1 protein-coding gene is annotated in these 2058 nt (G+C 49.9%); it reads right to left on the bottom strand.

Features of this window, described 5'->3' with window-relative positions:
- Positions 1–1497: 1497 nt before the first annotated feature.
- A complete protein-coding gene (locus C492_RS15865; RefSeq protein ID WP_008425479.1) occupies positions 1498–1773 on the bottom strand; it encodes a PadR family transcriptional regulator in 276 nt (91 codons plus the stop codon).
- Positions 1774–2058: the final 285 nt, after the last annotated feature.

Genomic DNA, 2058 nt, shown 5'->3' with positions numbered 1-2058 from the left:
ACTTACCGTGTACGAAGGTAGACAGCGACGCGAAGTGGAATGAGTATGAGAAATGTCGCTAGCATCGTGAGCACCGTCCACGTGGGGGCAACAGCAAGTCCGAGTTGGACGCCCATGCTGAGTACGAAGAGGCCGGCGAACCGGATGCGAAAATTTGCCCAGAGTCGTTGGAACCGCTCACTCACGAACGAGCTGTACGTCACAGCAATGCCGAGAATCACNCCGAGGGTTGTCGCGCCGGCAAGTCGTTGTGGTGTAATCGAGATGGTGATTAAGAACGGCTCCCAGTACACGAGCGTACCGAGTACGACAACCGCCAGCCCTATCCAGAGGAGTTCGTAGTAGATGTCTGGCCGAGAATCCGGCTCACCCCACTCTGTTGGAATCACTGGCATCTACCGGGACAATACGCCCCATAATGATAAGTGTTCAATCACGTTCTCAGGCTCACCGGCACTCGGAATCGTATGGGTTCGACAGTCTTGAAGAAATCCAAGTAGATTGCCACTCCTTGTAAAGTAGGCAGCTCTACGTAACGCGTGTTCGTCTACGAACGCAACTGTGCCCAAGAGTAACAGCCGCTACGTACAGGTGAGTCACGTATCGACGAGTTTGAAGTCTGTGCCGTCACATTCGGGGCAGGAATCCCAATTTAGTGGGTTAGGATCAGCATCACTTATCGCTCGCAGAACAAATCCGCAACCTTGGCATTCACTAAGGTGCTCCAATCGAGCGAAATTATGTCCTCTCTCGGTTTTGGTGTTTTCCCCCGATAATTTGGTAACGGCTAACGGATAGCAGCGTTACGTTCGCATACTCACTGAGCAGGNATGTCCTCTCTCGGTTTTGGTGTTTTCCCCCGATAATTTGGTAACGGCTAACGGATAGCAGCGTTACGTTCGCATACTCACTGAGCAGGTGATTCAGCTCCGTCAGTCTTGAAATCCATCACCCTGGGAACTGTTCTATGATATCCAGGGACCAGTATCAAACTACACTCTGTAGAGCAGGTGTTCGTAGAGGCCGGTAATCCGAGAGCAACTTCCGGCTACGGAGAGAAATTCCCGCAAAGCGATTTCGTAAACAATAGCGAGAAACCCTGCCTCATTCGGTACCTTTTCGTTCTAGGAATTGAATAGTATGTTGCTCGCCAATGGCGAGGATCTGCCGTGATCGCCAGCACGGTAGGTCGGTTGTACCTGTCGATCCCCCTCCTCTGGGGGTTTCCGAAGACTACTGGTACATAGTACAGATGGGCTAAAGACCCAAGCCGAACAACTCGTTGAGTACGGTATCGACTCCTAATCGGATATCACGAGTAATTGGACAGATTCATATCTGTGGCCGTTTTACTTATCTTTGACGTATCCATTTGGAGGAGTGTTTCACACTACTCCTCTTGTTGACTATTCAATAGATCTATGTGCCTCCTATGTCAAAATAGAGTGGTGATATATGCGTCACTTTCGTACTCATTGAGGACCAAATCCGTCTGAGTCAGAGGTCAACGTACTGTGATTCCCACTCACGGCGCTCCTGAATGGCTGTGTTCCCTTCATCGGTGATCGCGTAGTAGTTCGTTCGTCGATCGAGTTCTCCCTTCTCGACGAATCCCTTGTTGACGAGGGTGTCGAGATTGGGATACAGTCGTCCGTGATTGATTTCGCTACTATAGTACGACTCGACCTCGTCTTTGATGTCCTGACCCGACGGCTGATCAGCGCCTGTAATGACGTACAGGAGATCCCGCTGAAAGCCTGTAAGATCGTCCATGGTGACTTGCCCTTGTAACCGAGTATTGTTATNATCAGCGCCTGTAATGACGTACAGGAGATCCCGCTGAAAGCCTGTAAGATCGTCCATGGTGACTTGCCCTTGTAACCGAGTATTGTTATTTCTATCGTACCTACTAGCCAGATTGAATTCCAATTCTTGAGAAAGACAGTAGTCTATTGAGTAATTTCGGTTCGAGAGTTAGCGACGGTTTTCAGAGACAAGTTGGTCGAGGAACGAAGCAAGGACCGTCTTCTCCTTCTCATCCGATTCGAGAGAGAAGTC

The sequence above is a fragment of the Natronococcus jeotgali DSM 18795 genome, from assembly GCF_000337695.1.
Classification (GTDB): domain Archaea; phylum Halobacteriota; class Halobacteria; order Halobacteriales; family Natrialbaceae; genus Natronococcus; species Natronococcus jeotgali.
Note: the sequence above shows the minus strand (reverse complement) of the source record. Positions and strands in the feature narration are given on the sequence as shown.

Coding starts and splice junctions, on each gene's coding strand:
- C492_RS15865 (WP_008425479.1), bottom strand. CDS start 1,773: ATGGACGATCTTACAGGCTTTCAGCGGGATCTCCTGTACGTCATTACA.